The organism is Mycobacterium sp. ABE4_509, assembly GCF_056160785.1.
This window is the reverse complement of record NZ_JBSWXU010000057.1, coordinates 1-22,982: the sequence shown is the minus strand read 5'-3', so window position 1 is coordinate 22,982 and position 22,982 is coordinate 1. Positions and strand designations below refer to the sequence as shown.

The window sequence follows — 22,982 nt, the reverse complement described above, 5'->3', positions numbered from 1 at the left end:
ATCAGGGCGAGATCAGGTGCTCGACACGGTTGTCACCGTCCCAGTGCCGTAGGCCGACGGCGGTGGCGGGGATGTCGCGGAACATCCCGCGCCGGGCCAGTGCGGTGGCCAGCTCCTCGGGCGGGACGCGACGCGCCAGCGTGACGTGCGGGGTCCACTTGCCCGGGGCCGCGTGCGGCAACGGCCCGTTCGCCATGTGCGGCAGGCAGCTGCGGTGCACGTGGGCCTGCAGATCCAGCAGCCCGGCAGACGGCACCATCATCCGGACCAGGGTGATGGTGCGGCCACCCCCGAACAGGGTGGGCGCCCCGACGACGCAGGACAGCGGCAGCCGGTCGAGCACCCCGCTCAGCGAAGCGTGCACACCGTCACCCAGCGCGTCGGCGACGGTGAGGGTGACGTGCGGCCGGTTACTCGGAGAGGTGTGCCCGGCGAGGCTGCGGATGCCGGCGTCGGCCAACGCGTGCCAGAGTTCGCGCACCGCGGCCTCGGTGGCGGGATCGAACAGCAACTCGACCGAATGCACCATCTAGAGCAGGCTTTCGACCCACGCCCGGTCGAAGGCCTGGGTACTGATCCGCTCGAAATCGGTGGTGCCCAGGGCTGCGATTCCGGCGGGCAGCGCGCCACGTACCGGGGCCAGCCGGGCCAGCGCGTCCCGGTTGTCGACCTCGGCCGGCCCGGGGTCGGCCGGCCACGATCCGATCACCAACCCCGACGACGGGACCTGCGCGGCGGCCAGCGCCTCGAGGGTCAGCGCGGTGTGGTTGAGGGTGCCCAGGCCGGGCGCGACGACGGTGAGCACCGGCGCACCGAACAGGCCGGCCAGATCGCGCAACGTCGCCGCCTCGGCGCCGATCTCCACCAGCAGTCCCCCGGCCCCCTCCACGAGGGTGAGCCGACCGGGCCGGTCAGCGGACGTGATCAGGTCTCCGATGTCGGACATGCCGGGTAGCGCCGACCCGATCCGCTCGGCGGCCGCCCGCGGTGCCAGCGGCTCGGGAAACCGGGCCAGCGGATACAGCGCGGCCACGCCGGACAGTCGGGCCACCTCGGCGAGGTCGTCGTCACCGTCCCGGGTGCCGGTCTGCACCGGCTTGCACACCGCGACGTCGATGCCGGCGAGCCGGGCGTGGCAGGCCAGTGCCGCGGTGACGACCGTCTTACCGACCCCGGTGTCGGTACCGGTGATGACGAGGACGCTCATCCGGGTGAGAGCACATCGCTCAGCACCTCGCGGGCCAGCGTCATCTCGTCGTCGGACAGCGAGGCCCGCGCGGTGAGCCGCAGCCGCGACGTGCCGGCCGGAACGGTGGGTGGCCGGAAGCAGCCGACCCGAACCCCGCGCTCCAGACATCCGGCGGCGGCCGCCAGCGCGACCTCCGGCTCGCCGAGGATCACCGACACCACCGCCGAGGCCGGGACCTCGGCGACATCGCACATCGCGGCCAGCTCGGCGGCACGGTCGAGCACCCGCTGCGCCCGCCACGGCTCGTCGATCAGCACCTGCAGGGCGGCGCCGGCCGAGCCGACCGCCGCCGGTGCCAGGCCGGTGTCGAAGATGAACGGGCGCGCCGCGTCGATCAGATGGTCGCGCACCGCCGCCGGACCCAGCACCGCGCCACCCTGGCTACCCAGCCCCTTGGACAGGGTCGCGGTCATCACCACGTCGGGGGCTCCGGCCAGCCCGACCTCGTCGAGCAGGCCCCGGCCGCCGCTACCACGCACCCCCAGACCGTGCGCCTCGTCGACGATCAGCAGCGCGCCGTGCCGGCGGCACACAGCGTGCAGTTCGCGCAGCGGAGCCAGATCGCCGTCGGCGGAGAAGACCGAATCGGTCACCACGACGGCCCGCTGCTCGGCGCGGCCGGCCAGCGCGGCCTCCACCGCGTCGACGTCGGAGTGCGGCGTGACGACCACCCGGGCGCGCGAGAGCCGGCACGCATCGACCAGCGAGGCGTGGGTAAAAGCATCCGAGACCAGCAGCGACCCCGGACCCGACAGCGCGACCACGGCACCGAGATTGGCCGTATAGCCCGAGGAGAACACCAGCGCCGATTCGGCGCCGACGAACGCGGCCAGCGCGGCCTCGAACTCTTCGTGGAGTTCGGTGTTACCGGTGACCAGACGCGACCCGGTGGAACCCGCGCCCCAGGTCCGCAGCGCCTCGATGCCGCCCTCGAGCACACGCGGGTGCTGCGAAAGCCCCAGATAGTCGTTGGAGGCCAGGTCCAGATCCGCCCCGACCGGGGGGCGGGCCCGCAGCGACCGGCGCAGCCCGGCTTCGCGCCGCTTGACCGCGACGTCGTCCAGCCAGGCCAGCGGTGACAATTCCACGCGGGTCAACGATGCTCCTCCGGCGATGGGGCCGACAATTGAACACGTCGGTGGGCCGACAATTGAACACCGTTCAGGTTAGTGCACGCGCCACGCCGACCATCGCCGAGGTGATCTGATCGATCTCGGCGTCGGTGCAGATGTAGGGCGGCATCACGTAGATCAGGTTTCGAAACGGCCGCAGCCAGACGCCGAGTTCGATGGCGGCCGGGGTGGCGACCCGCAGATCCACCGGCCGGTCCAGCTCGAGGACACCGATGGCGCCCAGCACGCGCACGTCGGACACGTTGGGCAGCGTGTGAGCCTGTGCCAGCCCTGCGGCCAGGCCGGTCTCGATCCGGCGCACCTGAGCCTGCCAATCACCCGAGCGCAGCAATTCCACCGAGGCCACGCTGACCGCGCAGGCCAGCGCGTTCGCCATGAACGTGGGCCCGTGCATCAGCGCCCCCGGCGGGTTGTCGCTGATCGTCGAGGCCACGCCACGGGTGCACAGCGTGGCGGCCAGGGTGAGGTAACCGCCGGTGAGTGCCTTGCCGACGCACATGACATCCGGGCTGACCCCGGCGTGATCGGCGGCGAACAGCTCTCCGGTGCGGCCGAACCCGGTGGCGATCTCGTCGAAGATCAGCAACACCCCGTGCTCGTCGCACATCCGGCGCAGGTCGACCAGGTAGCGCGGATCGTGGAACCGCATGCCGCCGGCGCCCTGGACCACCGGCTCGACGATGACCGCGGCCAGTTCGTGGGCGTGCGCGGCGAGCAGGGCCTCGAACCGGGCGACGTAGCCGGTGTCGTACTCGCGCGGTGGCGGCGGGGCGAACACCTGGTCGGCGAGCAGGGAGTTCGCCCCCGTCCACAGCTCGTGCATGCCGCCGTCGGGATCGCAGACGCTCATCGGGGTGAAGGTGTCGCCGTGATAGCCGCCGCGCCAGGTCATCAACCGGTGCTTGGCGGGGTGGCCGCTGCTGCGCCAGAACTGCAGGGCCATCTTGACCGCGACCTCGACCGACACCGACCCGGAGTCGCTGAAGAAAACCGTCTGCAGCGGCTCGGGGGTGACCCCGACGAGCAGCTCAGCCAGGCGCGCGGCGGGTTCATGGGTCAACCCGCCGAACATGACGTGGTTCATCGTGGCCAGCTGCTCGGTGATCGCCGCGTCCAGAACGGGGTGGCCGTGACCGTGCACCGCGGTCCACCACGAGGCCATCGCGTCGAGGACCTCGACCCGGCGGTCGTGGTGGATCAGCGTCAGCCATGCGCCCCGGGCGCCGACCGCGACGACCGGCTCCAGCGCGTCCGCACCGATGGGGCTGTACGGATGCCAGATGTGGGCGGCATCGATCGCGCTGATCTCAGCGGGCGTCATCGCACACACCTTCGGTAGATTAGCCGTCGATCATGATGACCCTTGCCCCCGCCCGGCCGGCATCCAGGACCGTCCCGGGCAGAACCTCTACTGCCGCGGCGCCGGCTCCCGGCCCCGGCATGGGCACCCGCACGTCCGGGTTCTACCGGCACGACCTCGACGGCCTGCGCGGTGTGGCCATCGCGCTGGTCGCGGTGTTCCACGTCTGGTTCGGCAGGGTGTCCGGCGGCGTCGACGTCTTCCTGGTGCTCTCCGGTTTCTTCTTCGGCGGCCGCCTGCTGCGCGGCGCACTGACTCCCGGCGTTTCGCTGCGGCCCGCGCCGGAGGTCACCCGCCTGGTCCGCAGGTTGCTGCCGGCGCTGGTCGTGGTGCTGGCGGCCTCGGCCGTGCTGACCATCCTGATCCAGCCCGAGACGCGCTGGGAGACCTTCGCCGATCAGAGTCTGGCCAGCCTCGGCTACTACCAGAACTGGGAACTGGCCAACTCCGCGGCCGACTATCTGAGCGCCGGTGAGGCCGTCAGCCCGCTGCAGCACATCTGGTCGATGTCGGTGCAGGGGCAGTTCTACATCGCTTTCCTGGCGCTGATCCTGCTGTTCGCGTTCCTGTTCCGGCGGGTCTTCGGCCGGCACATGCGTACCGCTTTCGTGGTGCTGATCGGTGCGCTGACCATCGCGTCGTTCGTCTACGCGATCATCGCGCACAACACCGATCAGGCGACCGCCTACTACAACAGCTTCGCCCGTGCCTGGGAGCTGTTGATCGGGGTGCTGGTCGGGGCGCTGGTGCCCTACCTGCGCTGCCCTATGTGGCTGCGCACCGTGATGTCGGTGGCGGCGCTCGCGGTCATCCTGTCGTGCGGTGCGCTGATCGACGGTGTGCGTGAGTTCCCCGGGCCGTGGGCATTGGTCCCGGTGGTGGCCACGCTGCTGTTCGTGCTCTCGGCGGCCAACCGCTACGCCGATCCGCACACAAAGGGCCGTATCCCGGCCCCCAACCGGCTGATGGCCAGCAGGCCGTTCGTCGCGCTGGGGGCGATGGCGTACTCGCTGTACCTGTGGCACTGGCCGCTGCTGATCTTCTACCTGGTCTACACCGGCAAGACCGGCGTCAACTTCGGTGAGGGGGCCGCGATCCTGGCCGTCTCCGGTCTGCTGGCCTGGCTGACCACCCGCTACATCGAAGAGCCGCTGCGGATGCGCAGCGGCTCCGCAGCCGCCGTCGCCTCGTCGCCGCCGCTGCCGCTGCGCGTCCGGCTGCGCCGGCCCACGATCGTGCTCGGTTCCGCCGTCGCGCTGCTGGGCGTGGCGCTGACCGCGACGTCGTTCGGCTGGCGCGAACACGTCACGGTGCTGCGCGCCGACGGAAAGGAACTGGCCGGGCTGTCCTCCCGGGACTATCCGGGGGCGCGGGCCCTGGTCGAAGACGCCAGGGTGCCCAAGCTGCCCATGCGCCCGACCGTCCTGGAAGCCAAGAAGGACCTGCCGGTCTCCACGATCGAGCACTGCATCAGCGACTTCTCCAACGCCAACCTGATCAACTGCACCTACGGCGACACCGAGGCCCAGCGCACCGTCGCCCTGGCCGGCGGCTCGCACGCCGAGCACTGGATCACCGCGCTGGACCTGCTCGGGCGGATGCATCACTTCAAGGTGGTGACCTACCTGAAGATGGGTTGCCCGCTGACCACCGAGGAAGCCCCACTGATCATGGGCTCCACCCGCCGTGATCCCAAGTGCCACACCTGGAACAAGCGGGCGATGGCGGCGCTGATCGCCGACCGGCCCGACTACGTGTTCACCACCTCGACCCGTCCGTGGAACACCAAGGACGGCGACGTCATGCCGGCCACCTACGTCGGTATCTGGCAGCAGTTCCACGACAACGACATTCCGGTGCTCGCCATGCGCGACACCCCCTGGATCCTCGACGAGGACCGCGACCCGTTCAAGCCCGCGGACTGCCTCGCCGACGGGGGCGACGCGGTGTCCTGCGGGATGGACCGCTCGATGGCGCTGTCTTCGACCAACCCCACCCTGGACTTCATCGGCGAATTCCCCAACCTCAATCCCCTGGACATGACCGACGCGGTGTGCCGCGCCGAGGTCTGCCGCGCCGTAGAAGGAAATGTGCTGATCTATCACGACTCTCACCATTTGACCGCCACCTACATGCGAACACTGGCCCCTGAACTGGGCCGTCAGCTCGCCGCCGCCACCGGCTGGTGGACGGCTTGATGGCGTCGTCGCCCTTTCCGTCAACTCCCACTGTCTGGCCAGGTTCGGCGTATCCGCTGGGTACGGCCTATGACGGTGCGGGCACGAACTTCTCGCTGTTCTCCGAGGTCGCCGAGCGCGTCGAACTATGCCTGATCGGCAAGGACGGCCGCGAGGACCGCATCGAACTCGACGAGGTCGACGGTTTCGTCTGGCACTGCTACCTGCCGACCGTGACGCCGGGCCAGCGCTACGGCTACCGGGTGCACGGGCCGTGGAGCCCGGCGGCGGGGCACCGCTGCGATCCGAGCAAGCTGCTGCTCGATCCGTACGGAAACGCCTTCCACGGTGAGTTCGACTTCAGCCAGGCGCTGTACTCCTATGACCTGAAGGCCGACGATCTCGCCGGTGGCGGGGTGCCGCCGCAGATCGACTCGCTCGGGCACACGATGACCAGCGTGGTGATCAACCCGTTCTTCCAGTGGGGCTCCGACCGCGCGCCACGCACCCCGTACCACGAAACGGTGATCTACGAGGCGCACGTCAAGGGCATGACCGAAACCCACCCGGACATCCCGGAGGAGTTGCGCGGCACCTACGCCGGCCTGGCACACCCGGTGATCATCGACCACCTCAAGTCGCTGAACGTCACCGCGATCGAGCTGATGCCGGTTCACCAGTTCCTGCACGACCACCGGCTGCTCGACCTCGGCTTGCGAAACTACTGGGGCTACAACACGTTCGGGTTCTTCGCCCCGCACGCCCAGTACGCGGCCACCAAACACGCCGGCGGCGCGGTGGCCGAGTTCAAGGCCATGGTGCGCGCGTTCCACGAAGCCGGCATCGAAGTGATCCTCGACGTCGTCTACAACCACACCGCCGAAGGCAACCATCTGGGGCCGACGCTGAACTTCCGCGGCATCGACAACGCGGCCTACTACCGGCTGCTCGACGGAGACCTGCGCTACTACAAGGACTTCACCGGTACCGGCAACAGCCTCAACGCCCGCCATCCGCACACCCTGCAGCTGATCATGGATTCGCTGCGCTACTGGGTGACCGAGATGCACGTCGACGGTTTCCGGTTCGACCTGGCCTCCACCCTGGCCCGCGAGTTCTACGACGTGGACCGGCTGTCCGCGTTCTTCGACCTGGTCCAGCAGGATCCGGTGGTCAGTCAGGTCAAGCTGATCGCCGAGCCGTGGGACATCGGCGAGGGCGGCTACCAGGTCGGCAACTTCCCAGGTTTGTGGACCGAGTGGAACGGGAAATATCGCGACACTGTGCGTGACTACTGGCGGGGGGAACCCGCGACACTGGGCGAGTTCGCGTCCCGGCTGACCGGGTCGTCGGACCTCTACGAGGCGACCGGCCGGCGGCCCAGCGCCAGTATCAACTTCGTCACCTGTCACGATGGCTTCACCCTCGCCGACCTGGTGTCCTACAACGAAAAGCACAACGAGGCCAACGGCGAGGACAACCGCGACGGGGAGAGCCACAACCGGTCGTGGAACTGCGGCGTGGAGGGCCCCACCGACGATCCCGAGATCCTGGCACTGCGCGCCAAGCAGCAACGCAACATCCTGGCCACCCTGATGCTCTCCCAGGGCACGCCGATGATCTCGCACGGCGACGAGATCGGCCGAACCCAGCGCGGCAACAACAACGTCTACTGCCAGGACTCCGAACTGTCCTGGATGGACTGGTCGCTGCGCGAGACCAACGCCGACCTGCTGGAGTTCACCCGCAAGGTGGTCAAGCTCCGCAAGGACCATCCGGTGTTCAAGCGCAGGCGGTTCTTCGAGGGCAAGCCGATCCGCACCGGCGACCAGATCCACGACATCGCCTGGTTCAACCGGTCGGGCACCGAGATGACCCAGCAGGATTGGGCCTCGGGCTTCAAATCGGTGTCGGTGTTCTTCAACGGTGACGCCATCCCCGCACCCAATGCCCGCGGCGAACGGGTGGTCGACGACTCGTTCCTGCTGTGCTTCAACGCCCACAGCAAGCCGGTGGACTTCGTCGCCCCGGACGGTGACTACGCGACAGAGTGGGTGGCTGTGCTGGACACCGGGGATCCGGCAGGCTCCATCGACGTCACCGTGATCGCCGGCGAGAAGGTGTCCCTGGCCCCGCGGTCCCTTCTGGTCCTGCGTAAGTCGGCCTGACCATGCGCCTCACCTCGACGTACCGCCTGCAGATGCGGGGTCCGTCCAGCGGTCAGGCGTTCACCTTCGCCGACGCCGAGAAGCTTGTCGGCTACCTCGCCGAACTCGGGATCTCGCATCTGTACCTGTCCCCCATCCTCACCGCCACCGAGGGGTCCAGCCACGGCTACGACGTCACCGACCCGACCACGGTGTCGGCCGAACTCGGCGGCCCCGACGGATTCGCCCGGCTGGTGGGCGCGGCCGAGGCCGCCGGCCTGGGGGTGATCGTCGACATCGTGCCCAACCATGTCGGTGTCGACGCCCCGCGGCAGAACCGGTGGTGGTGGGATGTGTTGACGCACGGGCGCCGGTCGGAGTTCGCCCAGTTCTTCGACATCGACTGGTCTGCCGACCCGGACGGACGAATCCTGTTGCCGGTGCTGGGGTCCGACGGCGACGCGGCGGATCTGGTCGCCGACGCCGATGTGTTGCGCCTGGGCGACCTGCAGTTCCCGATCAGCCCCGGAACCGAGGGGGGCACCGGCGCCGAGGTGCACGACCGCCAGCACTACAAGCTGATCGGCTGGCGTAACGGCGTGTGCGGGTACCGGCGGTTCTTCTCCATCACGTCGCTGGCGGGGCTGCGCCAGGAGGATCGGACGGTGTTCGACGCAGCGCACACCGAGGTGGCCCGGTGGTTCCGGGACGGGCTGGTCGACGGGATCCGGATCGATCATCCGGACGGGTTGTCCGACCCGACCGGCTATCTGGGGTGGCTGCGAGAGCTCACCGGGCCCGAGGCCTGGATCGTCATCGAGAAGATCCTCGCCGTCGACGAGGCCCTGGACCCCAGCCTTCCGGTGGACGGCACCACCGGCTACGACGCGTTGCGCGAAACGGGCGGCCTGTTCGTCGACCCCAGCGGCGCCGAATCCTTGACCGCCCTGGCGGAATCGGCCGGCGTCGACTACGCCTCGGCCACCGCCGAAGCCCGCCGGCTCAAGCGCCAGGCCGTGACCGACACGCTGGCCAGCGAACTGGCGCGGCTGCACCGCGCGGTGGTCGCCGCGGCCGGAGCCGACCACGAACTGCTCGACGAGTCGATCGCCGCACTGCTCAGCCACATCGGCGTGTACCGCAGCGACTATCTGTCGTTGTCGCAGGTGCTGTCCGTGGCGATCGCCGAGACCGTCGCCGAGCAGCCCGGGCTGGCAGCACCGCTGGAGTTGCTCAACGCGGCACTGACCCGCAGCGACGAGGCCGGGGTCCGGCTGCAGCAGCTGTGCGGCGCCGCCACCGCCAAGGCGATGGAAGACTGCCTGTTCTACCGTGACCCGCGACTGGTTTCGCTCAACGAAGTCGGCGGCGAACCCGAGTATTTCGGGGTCAGCGCCGCGGAGTTCCACCGCCGCGCAGCCGTGCGCGCGGCGCTCTGGCCGCGGGCGATGACGACGCTGAGCACCCACGACACCAAACGTGGCGAGGATGTGCGCGCCCGCATCGGCGTGCTCTCGCAGGTGCCTTCGCTGTGGTCGGAGCTGGTGCAGGGTTGGCAGCGCGCCACCCCACCCCCGGACCCGGCTACCGGGATGTTCCTGCTGCAGAACATGTTCGGGGTGTGGCCGGCGGACGGAATGGTGAGCACCGAACTGCGCGAACGGCTGCACTCCTATGCGGAGAAGGCCGTCCGGGAGGCCGCACTGCACACCAGCTGGCACGACCCCGACACCGAGTTCGAGGGCGGTGTGCACCAGTGGCTCGACGACGTCCTCGACGGACCGGTGGGTGCCGGGCTGACGGCCCTGGTGGACCGGCTGAATGTGCACGCCCAGGCCGATGCGCTGGGTCAGAAGCTGATCGCGCTGACCGCTCCGGGCGTGCCCGACGTCTACCAGGGCACCGAGTTGTGGGAGGACAGCCTGGTCGACCCGGACAACCGCCGCCCGATCGACTACGGGCTGCGCCGTGAGGCGCTCGCCGGCATGGCGCACCCGAAGATGCGGGTGGTGCGCGCGGCGCTGCAGTTGCGCCGCGCTCGCCCGGACACCTTCGAATCGGGCGGCCACCACCCGGTCTGCGCCACCGGCGCCGCTGCCGAGCACATCGTGGCGTATCTGCGCGGCGACGACGTGCTGGTGGTGGTCAGCCGGTGGACGGTGCGGCTGGCCGAAGCCGGCTGGGGTGACACCGCGATACCCCTGCCCGGAGGGGACTGGACCGATGTACTGACCGGCGCCGCACGCAGCGGCGCGGTGCCGGCCGGCGAACTGTTCACCGATCTGCCCGTCGCGCTGCTGGTGCGTGCCGATGCCTGAGCACGAATTCACCGTCTGGGCGCCGCGCCCGCAGCGGGTGCGGCTCGACATCGACGGCACCCTGCACGCGATGACCCGCGGCGAGGACGGTTGGTGGCGCGCGGTCGTGGACGCGCCGGCCGATGCCCGGTACGGATTCGTGCTCGGCGACGACCCCAAGGTGTTGCCCGATCCGCGGTCGGCACGTCAGCCCGACGGCGTGCACGGACGCTCGGCGCTGTGGCAGCCCACCGCGAGCGCCTGGTCGGACGACCGGTGGCCCGGCCGCTCCGTCGAGGGCGCGGTGATCTACGAACTGCACATCGGAACGTTCACCCCTGCCGGCACGTTCGACTCGGCCATCGACAAGCTCGACTACCTGGTCGATCTCGGTGTCGGCTTCGTCGAGGTGATGCCGGTCAACGCGTTCAGCGGCACCCACGGCTGGGGGTATGACGGTGTGCTTTGGTACGCCGTGCACGAACCCTACGGCGGCCCGGACGGGCTCGTCCGGTTCGTCGACGCCTGTCACGCCCGGTGCCTGGGTGTGCTCATCGACGCCGTGTTCAACCACCTGGGCCCGTCCGGGAACTATCTGCCGGAGTTCGGGCCCTATCTGTCCAGTGGTTCCAATCCGTGGGGCGAGTCGATCAACATCGCCGACGCGGATGCCGATGAGGTGCGCCGCTACATCCTGGACTGTGCGCTGCGCTGGATGCGCGACTTCCACGCCGACGGCCTGCGACTGGACGCGGTGCACGCGCTGGTCGACACCACCGCCATCCACATCCTCGAAGAGATGTCCGCCGAAACCGACGCGCTGGCGGCACAACTGGGCCGGCCGCTGTCGCTGATCGCCGAGAGCGACCTCAACGACCCGCGGCTGATCACCCCGCGCGAAGCCGGCGGGCTGGGCATGACCGCGCAGTGGGATGACGACATCCACCACGCGATTCACGCCGCCGTCTCCGGTGAGCGCCAGGGCTACTACGCCGATTTCGGCTCGCTGGCCACCCTGGCCCAGACCCTGCGCGGCGGCTACTTCCATGCCGGCACCTATTCGTCGTTCCGGCAACGCCGCCACGGACGCCCACTGGACACCGCCACGATCCCGGCGACCCGGCTGCTGGCCTACACGCTGACCCACGACCAGGTGGGCAACCGCGCCGTGGGCGACCGTCCGTCGGCGAACCTGTCCACGGGCCAACTGGCGATCAAAGCGGCACTGGCAATCGGATCCCCCTATACAGCGATGCTTTTCATGGGCGAAGAGTGGGCCTCGTCGTCGCCGTTCCAGTTCTTCAGCTCACACCCCGAACCCGAGTTGGCCCGTGCCACCGCCGAAGGCCGCAAGCGGGAGTTCGCCGAGCACGGCTGGGATGCCGACGAGATCCCCGACCCGCAGGATCCCGAGACCTTCACCCGATCCAAGCTGCACTGGGACGAGGTCGGCTCCGGTGAGCACGCCCGGCTGCTCGACTTCTACCGCAGCCTGATCGCGTTGCGCAGATCAGAACCCGACATGGCCGATCCGTGGCTGAACCATCTGCGGGTCGACTTCGACGAGCAGCAGCGGTGGGTCGTCATGTATCGCGGCGGCATCTGCATCGCGTGCAACCTGGGATCCGAGGCCGTCTCGGTTCCGGTCACCGGTGAGCTGCTGCTGGCGTGGGACCAGCCGACCGCCGGTGCCGGCTCCACCGAACTGGGCGGGCATTCGGTCGCCGTACTGCGGCACCGGGATCAGGTCAGGTAGCGGTAGGTCGGCGAGCCCGGCTCCAGCAGCTCGACGTGACACTCCGAGGTCCGCATCCGCGCCATCAGACCCTCCAGGTCGCTCGCCGAACCCATCTCGATGCCGACGAGCGCCTCACCGGTCTCCCGGTTGTTGCGTTTCACGTACTCGAACAGCGTGATGTCGTCGTTGGGACCGAGCACCTCGTCGAGGAACCGCCGCAGGGCACCGGGCTCCTGTGGGAAGTCGACCAGGAAGTAGTGCTTGAGCCCCAGATGCACCAGCGAGCGCTCCAGCACTTCGCCGTAGCGCGAGACGTCGTTGTTGCCGCCCGAGATCAGACACACCACCGTCGCGCCCGGCTCGATCTCGGCGTCGAACAGTGCGGCGACCGACAGCGCGCCCGCCGGCTCGGCGATGATGCCCTCGTTCTGGTAGAGGTCGAGCATCGCGGTGCACACCGCGCCCTCGTCGACGGTGGTGATCGAGACCATGTCACCGGCCGCGGTGAGCGCCTCGAAAGGCCGGCTGCCGACCCGTGCGACCGCCGCGCCGTCGACGAACTGGTCGACCTGGTCGAGGGTGACGGGCTCGCCGTTGGCCAGCGCCGCCACCAACGCTGCGGCCCCCGCGGGTTCGACGCCGAGCACCGAGGTCGTCGCGGTGCGCTCAGCCAGATAGGTGGTGATGCCGCTGATGCACCCGCCGCCACCGACCGGAACGACCACCAGGTCGGGTTCGGTGCCGAGCTGGTCGAGGATCTCGACGGCGATCGTGCCCTGCCCGGCCATGGTGCGCAGGTCGTCGTACGGCGGGACCAGTGTGGCGCCGGTGCTGGCGACGTCGTCGCGGGCGGCTTCGGCGGCCATGTCGTAGGTCTTGCCGCCGACGATGAGCTCGATGAACTCCCCGCCGTGGTAGCGGATGCGGTCGCGCTTCTGCTTCGGCGTCTTGGCCGGGACGTAGACCCGCCCGTGCACCCCCATCGACCGGCAGGCCAGCGCGAACCCCTGAGCGTGGTTGCCCGCCGAGGAGCACACCACCCCGGCGGCCTTCTCGTCCGGGCTGAGCTGCATCAGCAGGTTGTAGGCGCCGCGCAGCTTGTACGAGCGCACCGCCTGCAGGTCTTCACGCTTGAGATAGACCCGCGCCCCGGTGATCGCCGACAACCGTTCGCTGAGCTGCAGCGGTGTCTTGGACACCACCGGCGAAATTCGCCCGGCCGCGTCATCGATGTCCGCAGCGCGTAGCGGCGCGGCGGGACCGGTGCGGGGACGTTGGCTCAGGTCAGCGGACACCGATCAATGGTGCCACCCGAACCGGTACCGGCAAAAATCGGTTCAGCCGACCGGGGTCAGCACGAACACCGGAATCTGGCGGTCGGTCTTGGTCTGGTAGTCGGCGTAGTCGGGCCAGGCCGCCACCGCACGCTCCCACCAGAGCGCCTTCTCCTCGCCGAACACCTCGCGCGCGTCGTAGTCCATGCTGACGGTGCCGTCCTGCAGTTCGACCCGCGGATGCGCCTTGACGTTGTGGTACCAGACCGGGTGCTTGGGCGCCCCGCCGAGCGAGGCCACGATCGCGTATTCGCCGCCGTGCTCGACCCGCATCAGCGGGGTCTTGCGGATCTTGCCCGTTTTGGCGCCGAGGGTGGTCAGCAGGACCACGGGGCGGCCCTTGAGCTCGGTCCCCTTCGTCCCGCCGGATTCCATGTATTCTTCGGCGTTTTCCCGGGCCCAATCCAACGTGCTGGGCTCATAATCTCCAGTGAGAGGCACCTCGCCAGGCTAGCGAAATCGCGGCTCCAAAATCAGCGTTTCGGGTGGCCGAAACTTTTCCTACGAGCTATCGTCAAGTTATGACGACCGCTGAGCATTTCCGCGACGCCGCGAGCCGCTCGGGCTCGACGGTGTCCATCGCCGGAGTGCCCTGGCCGACCTACAAAGTGGTGGCGCTGCTGGTCGGTCTACTGGTCTTCGCCGTCGTCGGCGTGGCGACGCTGTCCGCGGCACCCGCGGTGCTCGGCGGCGCGGCGGCCGCCACCCTGACATGGGCCGGCCTGGGCCTCACCGCGTACCGGAGCTGACCCACCCACAGGCACTCACCCTGGTCATCGCCCGCGCGGTGGGCGTTCTGGGGTGAGGGTGGGGCCCGCCAGCCGGCGCAGCACCGGCAGCATCGCCAGGGCGGCGGCCTGGACAGCGATGACGACGACCACCACCGATGCCACCGACCGCGAGTACAGCAGCCCGGTCAGCGCTCCCCCGGCGGCCGCCGCGACACCGAGCACGGCGGCGTACACCCCGTAGGCGGTGGCCCGCCGGGCAGGCTCGACCAGGTCGGCGACCACGGCCCGCAATGTCGATTCCTGCATGCCGACCGCGGCTCCCCACACCAGGGCGCCGGCGACCACCAGCCAGATGTGGTCGGTGAACGCCAGCACCGGCACCAGGGCCGACAGCACCGGAAGCGCCACCAGCACCGACGCACCCCGCCGGTCGTAGGCCCAGCCGGTCAGCAGCGCCGCGACCGCGTCGGCCGCCATCGCCGCCGCGTAGATCACCGGCACCAGCGCCACCGCGACGAGCCCACGGTCGACCTGATGAAACGACAGCACCCCGAAGGTGGTGAAACCGAGCATCGTGGCCGCCGAGAAACCCGCGTAGATCCAGAAGTCCCTGGGCAGCGATCGCAGAAACCGGCGCGACACCTCGGGTTTCGACTTCGGCGGCGCATGCACCTCGTAACCGGCCGGTTCGGGCACCTTCGCCCGCAACCATCCGAGCAGGACGAGCACGCCGATACCGGGGACCGCCAGCAGGGCCAACGCCGGAGCGTAGTCGTCGTCGAACACCACCAGCATGCCCGCGACCGCGAGCGGACCGGCGAACGCACCGATCTGATCCATCGCCTCGTGGACGGCGAACCCGCGGCCACGGCCGGTCACCGCGGTCGCATGCGACAGCAGCGTGTCCTTGGCGGGACTGCGCACCGCCTTGCCGACCCGCTCGGCGATCACCAGCGCGGCGGCCGCCCACAGCACCCCGACCAGACCCAGGAACGGCACGGTCAGCACGGTCAGGGCGTAGCCGGCGATCGCCCACGTCCAGAACCGGCCGGTGCGGTCGGTCAGCGGGCCGGACACGACCCGCAACAGCAGTGCGGCGGCCTCACCGACACCGGTGACGACCCCCACCACGACCGCGGTGGCGCCCAGCGAGGCCAGCAGCGGACCGGTGATCGAGCGCGCACCCTCGTAGACGACGTCGGCGAGCAGGCTGATGACGCCGAAGGTGGTGACGAACCGCCAGGCGCTCAGGCCCACTGCGGGATACCCGGTTCAGCCGCCCAGGCAGCCGGGCCCGAGCAGCTCCTTGAGATCCCCCATCAACGCCGAGGACGGCGTCACCCGCAGCGACTGGTCCAGTTCCAGGGTCGTGATGCGTTCCCCGCTGATCAACCGCAGGTGGACCTGGGCGGTGCCGGGATGGCGTGCCAGCACCTGCTTGAGCGCGGTGACCTTGTCGACCGTGCACTGCCGGGTCGGCAGGCTCACCGCGACCGGCCGGTTGACCTGGGCGCTGGAGAAGTCCGGAACGATGAGCTCGTTGGCGATCAGCGAGATCCGGTCGTCGCGGATCGCCACCTTGGCCCCGATCAGCACGACGACGTCGTCGGCGATCTCGGCACCGAACATCGAGTAGGTCTGCGGGAAGAACAGCACCTCGATACCGCCGGTGAGGTCCTCGATCTGGGCCGAGGCCCAGGGCAGACCGTTCTTGTTGACCCGGCGGTTCACCGACGCCAGGATGCCGCCCACCCGGACCTGGGTGTCGTTGGCGATGTCGCCCTCGAGGATGGCCGGGATCTGGGTGTCGACCTGCGCGGCCAGCAGATGGGCGATGCCGTTGAGCGGATGCCCGGAGACGTAGAGGCCCAGCATCTCTCGTTCCAGCGCGAGCTTGTGCTTGTCCTCCCATTCCTCGTCGGGCACCTTGATGGTGAACACCGAGCCCGCGCCGTCCGAGCCGGAGCCGTCGCCGAACAGGTCGAACTGCCCCATCGCCTCGGCCTTCTTGGTGCCCAGCACCGAGTCGACGGCGTCGGTGTGCACCAGGAACAGCCCCTTGCGGGGGTGGTCGAGTGAATCGAAGGCGCCCGACTTGATCAACGACTCGGTCACCTTCTTGTTGCAGGCCGAGATGTCGATCTTGTTCAGGTAGTCGGAGAAGTCGGTGTACTTGCCCCGCTCGGTGCGGGTGTTCACCAGCGAGGACACCACATTCGCGCCCACGTTGCGGACCGCCCCCAGACCGAACCGGATGTCGTTGCCGACCGATGCGAAGTTCTGCACCGACTCGTTGACATCCGGTGGCAGCACGGTGATCCCGAGCCGCCGGCAGTCCGCCAGATACACCGCGGCCTTGTCCTTGTCGTCACCGACCGAGGTCAGCAGGCCGGCCATGTACTCGGCGGGATAGTTGGCCTTCAGATACGCCGTCCAGTACGACACCAGCCCGTAGCCGGCGGCGTGCGACTTGTTGAACGCATACCCGGCGAACGGGAGGATGGTGTCCCACAACGCCTTCACCGCGGCCTCGGAGAACCCGTTGTTCGTCATGCCCTCGTAGAAGCTCTTGTACTCGGCCTCGAGCACCTCGAGCTTCTTCTTGCCCATCGCCTTGCGCAGCGCGTCGGCCTTACCCATCGTGTAGGAGGCCACCTTCTGGGCGATGAACATGATCTGCTCTTGGTAGACGATCAGGCCGTAGGTCTCGGCGAGGATGTCGGCCAGCGGCTCCTCGAGCTCCGGGTGGATCGGCTTGATCGGCTGGCGACCGTTCTTGCGGTCGGCGTAGTCGTTGTGCGCGTTCATGCCCATCGGGCCGGGCCGGTACAACGCCAGCACGGCGACGATGTCGTTGAACTCGGTGGGCTGCATGCGGCGCAGCAGGTCGCGCATCGGCCCGCCGTCGAGCTGGAAAACCCCCAGGGTATCGCCGCGGCCCAGCAGCTCGTAGGCCTTGGGGTCTTCCAGCGCCAGGTTCTCCAGGTCCAGGTCGATTCCCCGGTTGGTCTTGATGTTCTCGATGCAGTCCCCGATGATCGTCAGGTTCCGCAGCCCGAGGAAGTCCATCTTGAGCAGACCGATGGCCTCACACGACGGATAGTCCCAGCCGGTGATGATCGCGCCGTCCTGCGGCCGCTTCCACAGCGGGATCGCGTCGATGAGCGGCTCGGAGCTCATGATCACCGCGCAGGCGTGCACGCCGGCGTTGCGGACCAGCCCCTCCAGCCCGCGAGCTGTTTCGTAGATGGTGCGCACGTCGGGGTCGGTGTCGATCAGTCCGCGGACCTCGGCGGCTTCCTTGTACCGCTCGTGGTTGGGGTCGGTGATACCCGACAGCGGGATGTCTTTCGCCATGATCGGCGGCGGCAACGCCTTGGTGATCCGGTCAGCCATCGCGAACCCAGGCTGACCGTAGTGCACGCGAGCTGAATCCTTCAGCGCCGCTTTGGTTTTGATGGTGCCGAAGGTGATGACCTGGGCGACCCGGTCACTACCCCACCTGTTGGCGGCATAGCGCAGCATCTCACCGCGCCGACGGTCGTCGAAGTCGATGTCGATGTCGGGAGCGGACGGGCGCTCGGGGTTGAGGAAGCGCTCGAACAGCAGACCGTGCGGGATCGGATCGATGTTGGTGATGCCCAGCGCGAAGGCGACCAGGGATCCGGCCGCCGAACCGCGGCCCGGGCCGACCCGGATGTCGACCGAACGGGCGTAGTTGATCAGGTCGGCGACGATCAGGAAGTACGACGGGAAGCCCTTGTCGCAGATGACCTTGATCTCGTAGTCGGCCCGATCGATGTAGTTCTGCCCGACCTCGGAGCCATAGCGCCGCCGCAGACCCGCCATGACCTCGTGCTGCAGCCAGGAAGCCTGGTCGTGCCCGTCGGGCACCGGGAAGATCGGCATCCGGTCGCGGACTTCCCACACGTCGGCATAGGAGGTGACCCGCTCGGCGATCAACAGCGTGGAGTCACAGGCGCCGGGAACCTGGTCGTCCCACAGCGCACGCATCTCGGCCGCCGACTTCAGGAAGTAGCCGTCGCCGTCGAACTTGAACCGGTTGGGGTCCGACAGCGTCTTGCCGGTCTGGATGCACAGCAGCGCCTCGTGGTTCTGCGAGGCGTCGCGGGTGACGTAGTGGCAGTCGTTGGTGGCCAGCGGCGGGATGCCCAGCTTGCGGCCGACCTCGAGCAGGCCCTCGCGCACCCGGCGTTCGATGTCGAGCCCGTGGTCCATCAGCTCCAGGAAGAAGTTGTCCGGGCCGAAGATCTCCCGCCACTTGGCCGCGGCCTCGAGGGCCTCGCGCTCGTGACCGAGTCGCAGCCGGGTCTGCACCTCGCCGGACGGGCAGCCGGTGGTGGCGATGATGCCCTCGGCGTGTTCGGCGATCAACTCGGCGTCCATCCGCGACCACTTGCCGAGCTGGCCCTCGAACGACGCCAGCGACGAGAGCTTGAACAGATTGCGCAGCCCGGTGGCGTTCTCGGCCATCATCGTCATGTGGGTGTAGGCGCCGCTGCCCGAGACGTCGTCGGACTTCTGACCCGGGTCACCCCACAGCACCCGCTTGGTGTCGAACCTCGAGGCCGGCGCGATGTAGGCCTCCACACCGATGATCGGCTTGATGCCGGCGTCCGTGGCGGCGTTGTAGAACTCGCTGGCGCCGAACATGTTCCCGTGGTCGGTCATGCCGATGGCCGGCATCTCCAACCGTTGCGCCTCGGCGAGCAGCGGCTTGACCTTCGCCGCGCCGTCCAGCATCGAGTACTCGGTGTGGTTGTGCAGGTGAACAAAGGACCCAGAAGATCCGGTAGATCCGGTGGACCGCCAGTCTGAACCACTCATAGGGCAGCCAGTCTATGGCCGCGCACCGACAGCGCACGGCGTGTCGTGGTTGCGTGTCTCCACGGGTTCGGGCCGGCTCGCCGCCGGCCGGCCTCAGGCGTCCACCCGCTCGGCGATCTGCTCCTCCAGCAATCCGGACTCCAGAAGTTGCACCAATTGCCTGGCAACACCTTTGCCGCCGTCGCCCGACCGTCGTGGCGTGATGAAACCGGTGTGGAAGCCCATCGCCCAGAACACTGCGGCCAGCATGTCGGCCACCGGTTGGACGTCCACGTCGGGGCTCAACTCCCCACGACGGACGGCCGACTCGACCACCGAGCGGTAGAACGCCTGCACCGTCGAGCGCACCTGTTCGGCGGCGCTGGCACCGCGCGGGTCCTGCTGGCGCTCCAGGCGCGCCGCGACCAACAGCCGCATGGTCGCGTTCTCCTCGACGCTCCAGCTCTGCAACAACTCGATGAACCTGACCAGCTGATTTCGCGGGGAATCCTCGGCGCGGGCCTGGTCGACACAATCGGCCATCCGCTGGTGTGCGGCGACCAGCAGCACCTGGTAGACATCCTCGCGGCTGTCGAAGTAGTAGTGCAGCGTGGGCCTGCTGACCCCGGCCCGCATCGCGATCTGCTGGAAGGTCGCCGCGTGGTAACCGCGCTCGGCGATGACGCCCCGCGCCGCCTCGAGAATGTCCTGTCGCGTCGCTTCGGAGTCGGCCCCCACCGGGCGGCCCCGGCGCCGACCAGGCACAACCGGGTTGGCGTTGTCCACGGGCAAACTTTATTTCATAGCTACTGACGGGTCAATCGCAAGAGATCGCAAATGGAACACGGATCACAGCGCCGGCGCTGCCGCGGTGCGCCGCTCGGCCCGGGCGCGACGCACCGCGTCGACGGTGAACACCCCCAGAGCAAGCCAGATCAGCGCGAAGCCCAGCCACCGGGCCGGCGGCATCGGCTCCTGGCCGACCAGCACGCCCCAACTGAGCTGCATGGCCGGCGTCATGTAGAACAGCAGACCCAGGGTGACCAGGGCCAGCCGCTGAGCCGCCGCGGCGAACAGCAACAACGGCAGCGCGGTCAACACGCCGGCCAGAACCATCAGGGCAGTGTGTCCCGAGCCGTAGCCGACGAAGGTGGCATGCCCACCTGCCTGCAAGGCCACCACGTACACCAGCGCGAACGGTGTCGCCAAGCCCGCCTCGACACCCACACTGACCCGCGGATCGGTGGACACCGACTTCTTCACCGCACCGTACAGACCGAACGACAGGGCCAGCCCGAGCCCGATCACCGGCGGCGCCCCGACGTTGACCGTCAGGACCAGCACCGCCACCACGGCGATCGCCAGCGCGCCGAACTGCCAACGGTTGAGCCGCTCACCGAAGATCAGCAGGCCCAGCGCAATCGACACCAGCGGATTGATGAAGTACCCGAGCGCGGCGTCGACGACGTGGCCGTTGTTCACCGCGTACACGTAGATCAGCCAGTTCACGGCGATCAGTGCCGAGGCCGCGGTCAGCAGCACCCAGGTCCGCCGGTCGATCCGGCGCAGATCCCCGAGCCTGCGCACCGCCGCGACGACGACCAGCATGAACAGAAAACTCCAGATGATGCGGTGCGCGAGCACCTCGACCGCACCGGCCGGCTTCAGCAGCGGGAAGAACGCCGGGAACAGGCCCCACATGCCATAGGCGCCGACCCCGAACAGCAGGCCCGATCTCACAGCCGGTCATGTCGCAGCACGTCGAGAGCGTGCTGCAGATCGGCAGGGTAGTCGCTGGTGATCTCCATGCGCCGGCCGTCTGCGGGATGCGCGAACGCCAGCGAGCTGGCGTGCAGCCACTGGCGCTCCAGCCCGAGCTTCGCGGCCAGCGTCGGGTCGGCTCCGTAGGTCAGGTCACCGCAACACGGGTGGTGCAGCGCGGCGAAATGCACCCGGATCTGATGGGTGCGGCCGGTCTCCAGCTCGACGTCGAGCAGGCTGGCGGCCTGATGCGCCTCCAGGGTGTCGTAGTGCGTCACGCTGTGCCTGCCGTCCTCGACCACGGCGAACTTCCAGTCGTGGCCGCGGTGCCGGCCGATCGGCGCGTCGATGGTCCCACTCGACGGATCCGGATGCCCCTGGACCAGCGCGTGGTAGCGCTTCTGCACGGTGCGCTGTTTGAACGCACGCTTGAGCACCGTGTACGCCCGCTCCGACAGCGCCACCACCATGACCCCGGAGGTGCCGACGTCGAGCCGGTGCACGATGCCCTGGCGTTCGTGGATGCCCGAGGTGCTGATCCGGAACCCCGCCGCCGCCAGACCGCCCAGCACCGTCGGGCCGTGCCACCCGACCGTCGCATGCGCCGCCACCCCGGGCGGTTTGTCCACCGCGACGAGGTCGTCGTCGCTGTAGAGGATCTCCATGCCCTCGATGTCGACCGGGGTGTTCTCCACCGGGGCCGGCGCGTCGGGCAGCCGCACCTCCAGCCACGCCCCGGCGACGAGCTTGTCGGACTTGGCCGCCCGCACCCCGTCGACCTCCACCCCGCCGTCCTCGGCCATCGCCGCGACCGCGGTGCGCGACAACCCGAGCAGCCGGGCCAGCCCGGCGTCGACCCGCATCCCCGCCAGGCCCTCGGGCACCGGCATCGACCGTGTCGTCACGCCTGGTCCGATCCGCCGGGGTCCGAGTTGCCGGGGTCGGCTGCGGCCTCTGGCCTGCGCCGCCCGACCGAATCGAAGTCGAAGCCGAACAGCGACAACACAACCAGCATGATGGCCCCGCCGACCACCGACGGGTCGGCCACGTTGAACACCGGCCACCAGCCGATGGACAGGAAGTCCACCACGTGGCCGCGCAGCGGTCCGGGCGACCGGAAGAACCGGTCGACCAGATTGCCCATCGCGCCGCCGAGGATCAGGCCCAGACCGATCGCCCACCACGGCGACACCAGCCGCCTGCCCATCCAGATGATGCCGAGCACCACTCCGGTGGCCACCAGCGTGAGCACCCAAGTGTACCCGGTCGCCATCGAGAACGCCGCCCCCGAGTTGCGCACCAGGGTCCAGGTCACCGTGTCGCCGATGATCGACACCGGCTGCCCGGGTGTCAGCAGGGCCACCGCGGCGACCTTGGTGACGATGTCCAGCACGAGCACGACACCCGCCACCCCGAGTAGCAGGCGCAGCCGGCGCGGCGCCGGCTCCGCGGGCGGCGCGCCGTCGGCCGTCGGGTCGGCCGGGCTGGAGGATTCGTCAGTCACGCCACCATCATCGCAAAGCACGGGTGAGGAACAATTCCACCCATGGCCCGTCTCCTCGTCATCGCCACCGGCGGCACGATCTCGACCAGCGCCGATCCCGACGGTGTGAAACGTCCGACCCGATCCGGGGCGGACCTGACCGCGGGGATGGACGTCGAGGTGATCGACGCGATGGCGCTCGACAGCTCACAGCTGACCCCCGCCGACTGGGACGTGATCGGCGCCGCGGTACACCGCGCGTCGGCGGATCCGGGCCTCGACGGCGTCGTGATCACCCACGGCACCGACACCATGGAGGAGACCGCTCTGTGGCTGGCGCTCACCCACACCGGGCGGCTGCCGGTGGTGCTCACCGGCGCGCAGTACAGCGCCGATTCCCCGGAGGCCGACGGTCCGGCCAATCTGCGCGACGCGCTCACCGTGGCCGCCAGTCCACACATCCGCGGACTCGGGGTGGTGGTCAGCTTCGCCGGGACCGTGTTCGAGGCGCTCGGCCTGCACAAGGTCGCCACCGCCGGCAGGCAGGGCTTCGCCGGACGCCCCTTCGGCGAGGTCACCGAAGCCGGGTTCACCCTGACCCGCCAGCCCACCGACCGCCCGCTCCTCGGCGCCCTGACCGCAGCCGACGCACCGCGGGTCGACATCGTCGCGGTCTATCCGGGGGCCGACGGCGTCGCGATCGACGCGTGCGTCGAGGCCGGCGCACGCGGCGTCGTGCTCGAGG

Annotated in this window: 18 protein-coding genes; 6 read left to right on the top strand and 12 right to left on the bottom strand. The window is 69.2% G+C overall.

Annotated features, from left to right (window positions below):
* Position 1 precedes the first annotated feature (1 nt).
* From ACXAID_RS14125 to ACXAID_RS14110, 4 genes are all read right to left on the bottom strand, one after another.
* The gene (locus ACXAID_RS14125; RefSeq protein WP_475022843.1) at positions 2-529 is read right to left on the bottom strand and encodes a 2'-5' RNA ligase family protein; all 528 of its coding nucleotides are present in this window, start codon (positions 527-529) and stop codon (positions 2-4) included.
* Positions 530-1,207, bottom strand: coding sequence for a dethiobiotin synthase (gene bioD / locus ACXAID_RS14120; protein WP_475022842.1), 678 nt, complete (start codon positions 1,205-1,207; stop codon positions 530-532). It lies immediately after the preceding gene.
* Positions 1,204-2,346 carry an 8-amino-7-oxononanoate synthase gene (locus ACXAID_RS14115; RefSeq protein WP_475022841.1) on the bottom strand — a complete coding sequence of 381 codons (1,143 nt, stop codon included), beginning with the start codon at positions 2,344-2,346 and terminating at the stop codon, positions 1,204-1,206. Before ACXAID_RS14115 ends, bioD begins: the two co-directional genes overlap by 4 nt.
* Positions 2,347-2,410: 64 nt before the next feature.
* Positions 2,411-3,712 carry an adenosylmethionine--8-amino-7-oxononanoate transaminase gene (locus ACXAID_RS14110; RefSeq protein WP_475022840.1) on the bottom strand — a complete coding sequence of 434 codons (1,302 nt, stop codon included), beginning with the start codon at positions 3,710-3,712 and terminating at the stop codon, positions 2,411-2,413.
* A gap of 23 nt (positions 3,713-3,735) precedes the next feature.
* Between ACXAID_RS14110 and ACXAID_RS14105 the strand changes: the two genes are divergently transcribed.
* Genes ACXAID_RS14105 through treZ form a run of 4 tightly spaced genes read left to right on the top strand, consistent with a single transcriptional unit; the run spans position 3,736 to position 12,119 of the window.
* Positions 3,736-5,940 (top strand): acyltransferase family protein, encoded by a 2,205-nt coding sequence (locus tag ACXAID_RS14105; protein ID WP_475022839.1) that lies wholly within the window; start codon positions 3,736-3,738, stop codon positions 5,938-5,940.
* Positions 5,940-8,087, top strand: a complete 2,148-nt coding sequence (gene glgX / locus ACXAID_RS14100) for a glycogen debranching protein GlgX (protein WP_475022838.1) — start codon at positions 5,940-5,942, stop codon at positions 8,085-8,087. Before ACXAID_RS14105 ends, glgX begins: the two co-directional genes overlap by 1 nt.
* A gap of 2 nt (positions 8,088-8,089) precedes the next feature.
* On the top strand, positions 8,090-10,384 hold the full coding sequence (treY, locus tag ACXAID_RS14095; protein WP_475022837.1) for a malto-oligosyltrehalose synthase: 2,295 nt from the start codon (positions 8,090-8,092) through the stop codon (positions 10,382-10,384).
* On the top strand, positions 10,377-12,119 hold the full coding sequence (treZ, locus tag ACXAID_RS14090; protein WP_475022836.1) for a malto-oligosyltrehalose trehalohydrolase: 1,743 nt from the start codon (positions 10,377-10,379) through the stop codon (positions 12,117-12,119). Before treY ends, treZ begins: the two co-directional genes overlap by 8 nt.
* Here treZ and ilvA read toward each other — a convergent pair.
* Both ilvA and ACXAID_RS14080 read right to left on the bottom strand, forming a co-directional pair.
* Positions 12,107-13,396 (bottom strand): threonine ammonia-lyase IlvA, encoded by a 1,290-nt coding sequence (gene ilvA, locus ACXAID_RS14085; RefSeq protein WP_475022835.1) that lies wholly within the window; start codon positions 13,394-13,396, stop codon positions 12,107-12,109. The genes treZ and ilvA overlap by 13 nt on opposite strands.
* A 42-nt stretch (positions 13,397-13,438) precedes the next feature.
* The gene (locus ACXAID_RS14080) at positions 13,439-13,876 is read right to left on the bottom strand and encodes a nitroreductase family deazaflavin-dependent oxidoreductase (protein WP_475022834.1); all 438 of its coding nucleotides are present in this window, start codon (positions 13,874-13,876) and stop codon (positions 13,439-13,441) included.
* Positions 13,877-13,956: 80 nt separating this feature from the next.
* Between ACXAID_RS14080 and ACXAID_RS14075 the strand changes: the two genes are divergently transcribed.
* A complete protein-coding gene (locus tag ACXAID_RS14075; protein WP_475022833.1) occupies positions 13,957-14,184 on the top strand; it encodes a hypothetical protein in 228 nt (75 codons plus the stop codon).
* A gap of 24 nt (positions 14,185-14,208) precedes the next feature.
* On the opposite strand, the gene ACXAID_RS14070 is transcribed toward ACXAID_RS14075, so the two are convergent.
* The 6 genes from ACXAID_RS14070 to lspA form a co-directional block, all read right to left on the bottom strand.
* The gene (locus tag ACXAID_RS14070; protein ID WP_475022832.1) at positions 14,209-15,423 is read right to left on the bottom strand and encodes an MFS transporter; all 1,215 of its coding nucleotides are present in this window, start codon (positions 15,421-15,423) and stop codon (positions 14,209-14,211) included.
* A gap of 15 nt (positions 15,424-15,438) precedes the next feature.
* The gene (dnaE, locus tag ACXAID_RS14065) at positions 15,439-19,014 is read right to left on the bottom strand and encodes a DNA polymerase III subunit alpha (protein WP_475022831.1); all 3,576 of its coding nucleotides are present in this window, start codon (positions 19,012-19,014) and stop codon (positions 15,439-15,441) included.
* A 93-nt stretch (positions 19,015-19,107) separates the two neighbouring features.
* The gene (locus ACXAID_RS14060; protein WP_475022830.1) at positions 19,108-19,779 is read right to left on the bottom strand and encodes a TetR/AcrR family transcriptional regulator; all 672 of its coding nucleotides are present in this window, start codon (positions 19,777-19,779) and stop codon (positions 19,108-19,110) included.
* Positions 19,780-19,842: 63 nt separating this feature from the next.
* Positions 19,843-20,733, bottom strand: a complete 891-nt coding sequence (rarD, locus tag ACXAID_RS14055) for an EamA family transporter RarD (protein WP_475022829.1) — start codon at positions 20,731-20,733, stop codon at positions 19,843-19,845.
* The gene (locus ACXAID_RS14050; RefSeq protein ID WP_475022828.1) at positions 20,730-21,659 is read right to left on the bottom strand and encodes an RluA family pseudouridine synthase; all 930 of its coding nucleotides are present in this window, start codon (positions 21,657-21,659) and stop codon (positions 20,730-20,732) included. Before ACXAID_RS14050 ends, rarD begins: the two co-directional genes overlap by 4 nt.
* Positions 21,656-22,258, bottom strand: a complete 603-nt coding sequence (gene lspA, locus ACXAID_RS14045; protein WP_475022827.1) for a signal peptidase II — start codon at positions 22,256-22,258, stop codon at positions 21,656-21,658. The genes ACXAID_RS14050 and lspA overlap by 4 nt, the downstream gene beginning before the upstream one ends.
* Before the next feature lie 42 nt (positions 22,259-22,300).
* Here lspA and ACXAID_RS14040 point away from each other — a divergent pair.
* A partial coding sequence (locus ACXAID_RS14040; protein WP_475022826.1) for an asparaginase occupies positions 22,301-22,982 on the top strand: 682 nt, incomplete at its 3' end.